The sequence below is a fragment of the Streptomyces sp. NPDC088747 genome, from assembly GCF_044751025.1.
Taxonomy (GTDB): Bacteria; Actinomycetota; Actinomycetes; order Streptomycetales; family Streptomycetaceae; genus Streptomyces.
The window spans coordinates 1,439-4,644 of the sequence record NZ_JBIVKZ010000037.1 but is presented as its reverse complement, the minus strand read 5'-3'; the positions used below and the strand labels follow the sequence as shown (position 1 = coordinate 4,644).

Below are 3,206 nucleotides of genomic sequence, written 5' to 3'. Positions count from 1 at the left end.
ACACAGTGGACGCGAGCAACTGAGGACAAGCCCTCGGCCTATTAGTACCAGTCAGCTTCACCCCTTACGAGGCTTCCACATCTGGCCTATCAACCCAGTCGTCTACTGGGAGCCTTAACCAATCTAGTTGGTGGGAATACTCATCTCGAAGCAGGCTTCCCGCTTAGATGCTTTCAGCGGTTATCCCTCCCGAACGTAGCCAACCAGCCATGCCCTTGGCAGGACAACTGGCACACCAGAGGTTCGTCCGTCCCGGTCCTCTCGTACTAGGGACAGCCCTTCTCAATATTCCTACGCGCGCAGCGGATAGGGACCGAACTGTCTCACGACGTTCTAAACCCAGCTCGCGTACCGCTTTAATGGGCGAACAGCCCAACCCTTGGGACCGACTCCAGCCCCAGGATGCGACGAGCCGACATCGAGGTGCCAAACCATCCCGTCGATATGGACTCTTGGGGAAGATCAGCCTGTTATCCCCGGGGTACCTTTTATCCGTTGAGCGACGGCGCTTCCACAAGCCACCGCCGGATCACTAGTCCCGACTTTCGTCCCTGCTCGACCCGTCGGTCTCACAGTCAAGCTCCCTTGTGCACTTACACTCAACACCTGATTACCAACCAGGCTGAGGGAACCTTTGGGCGCCTCCGTTACTCTTTAGGAGGCAACCGCCCCAGTTAAACTACCCATCAGACACTGTCCCTGATCCGGATCACGGACCCAGGTTAGACATCCAGCACGACCAGACTGGTATTTCAACGACGACTCCACACTGGCTGGCGCCAGCACTTCACAGTCTCCCAGCTATCCTACACAAGCCGAACCGAACACCAATATCAAACTGTAGTAAAGGTCCCGGGGTCTTTCCGTCCTGCTGCGCGAAACGAGCATCTTTACTCGTAGTGCAATTTCACCGGGCCTATGGTTGAGACAGTCGAGAAGTCGTTACGCCATTCGTGCAGGTCGGAACTTACCCGACAAGGAATTTCGCTACCTTAGGATGGTTATAGTTACCACCGCCGTTTACTGGCGCTTAAGTTCTCAGCTTCGCCACCCCGAAGAGTGACTAACCGGTCCCCTTAACGTTCCAGCACCGGGCAGGCGTCAGTCCGTATACATCGCCTTACGGCTTCGCACGGACCTGTGTTTTTAGTAAACAGTCGCTTCTCGCTGGTCTCTGCGGCCACCCCCAGCTCGAGGAGCAAGTCCTCTCACCAGTGATGGCCCCCCTTCTCCCGAAGTTACGGGGGCATTTTGCCGAGTTCCTTAACCATAGTTCACCCGAACGCCTCGGTATTCTCTACCTGACCACCTGAGTCGGTTTAGGGTACGGGCCGCCATGAAACTCGCTAGAGGCTTTTCTCGACAGCATAGGATCATCCACTTCACCACAATCGGCTCGGCATCAGGTCTCAGACTATGTGCTGCCCGGATTTACCTGGACAACGTCCTACACCCTTACCCCGGGACAACCACCGCCCGGGATGGACTACCTTCCTGCGTCACCCCATCACTCACCTACTACCAGCCTGGATCGCCGGCTCCACCACTTTCCATTCCCCGAAGGGTCCGGAACGGCTTCACGGGCTTAGCATCACTGGATTCAATGTTTGACGCTTCACAGCGGGTACCGGAATATCAACCGGTTATCCATCGACTACGCCTGTCGGCCTCGCCTTAGGTCCCGACTTACCCTGGGCAGATCAGCTTGACCCAGGAACCCTTAGTCAATCGGCGCACACGTTTCTCACGTGTGTATCGCTACTCATGCCTGCATTCTCACTCGTGAACCGTCCACCACTAGCTTCCGCTGCGGCTTCACCCGGCACACGACGCTCCCCTACCCATCCCAGCCCCCGTTGGGGGTATGTGCTGGAATGACACGACTTCGGCGGTACGCTTGAGCCCCGCTACATTGTCGGCGCGGAATCACTAGACCAGTGAGCTATTACGCACTCTTTCAAGGGTGGCTGCTTCTAAGCCAACCTCCTGGTTGTCTGTGCGACTCCACATCCTTTCCCACTTAGCGTACGCTTAGGGGCCTTAGTCGATGCTCTGGGCTGTTTCCCTCTCGACCATGGAGCTTATCCCCCACAGTCTCACTGCCGCGCTCTCACTTACCGGCATTCGGAGTTTGGCTAAGGTCAGTAACCCGGTAGGGCCCATCGCCTATCCAGTGCTCTACCTCCGGCAAGAAACACACGACGCTGCACCTAAATGCATTTCGGGGAGAACCAGCTATCACGGAGTTTGATTGGCCTTTCACCCCTAACCACAGGTCATCCCCCAGGTTTTCAACCCTGGTGGGTTCGGTCCTCCACGACCTCTTACAGCCGCTTCAACCTGCCCATGGCTAGATCACTCCGCTTCGGGTCTTGAGCGCGCTACTAAAACGCCCTATTCGGACTCGCTTTCGCTACGGCTTCCCCACACGGGTTAACCTCGCAACACACCGCAAACTCGCAGGCTCATTCTTCAAAAGGCACGCAGTCACGACCCACAGAGTAAACTCTGTGAGCGACGCTCCCACGGCTTGTAGGCACACGGTTTCAGGTACTATTTCACTCCGCTCCCGCGGTACTTTTCACCATTCCCTCACGGTACTATCCGCTATCGGTCACCAGGGAATATTTAGGCTTAGCGGGTGGTCCCGCCAGATTCACACGGGATTTCTCGGGCCCCGTGCTACTTGGGTGTCTCTCAAACGAGCCGTTGACGTTTCGACTACGGGGGTCTTACCCTCTACGCCGGACCTTTCGCATGTCCTTCGCCTACATCAACGGTTTCTGACTCGTCTCACGATCGGCAGACCGTGAAAGAGAGATCCCACAACCCCATATACGCAACCCCTGCCGGGTCTCACACGCATATGGTTTAGCCTCATCCAGTTTCGCTCGCCACTACTCCCGGAATCACGGTTGTTTTCTCTTCCTGCGGGTACTGAGATGTTTCACTTCCCCGCGTTCCCTCCACATACCCTATGTGTTCAGGTATGGGTGACAGCCCATGACGACTGCCGGGTTTCCCCATTCGGAAACCCCCGGATCAAAGCCTGGTTGACGACTCCCCGGGGACTATCGTGGCCTCCCACGTCCTTCATCGGTTCCTGGTGCCAAGGCATCCACCGTGCGCCCTTAAAAACTTGGCCACAGATGCTCGCGTCCACTGTGCAGTTCTCAAACAACGACCAACCACCCACCACCCCGAAC

The 3,206-nt window shown here is 56.6% G+C and carries 1 rRNA gene; it reads right to left on the bottom strand.

The annotated features are described in order from the left end of the window. Positions 1-21 precede the first annotated feature (21 nt). A 23S ribosomal RNA gene (locus ACIP79_RS42310) occupies positions 22-3,145 on the bottom strand. Positions 3,146-3,206: the final 61 nt, after the last annotated feature.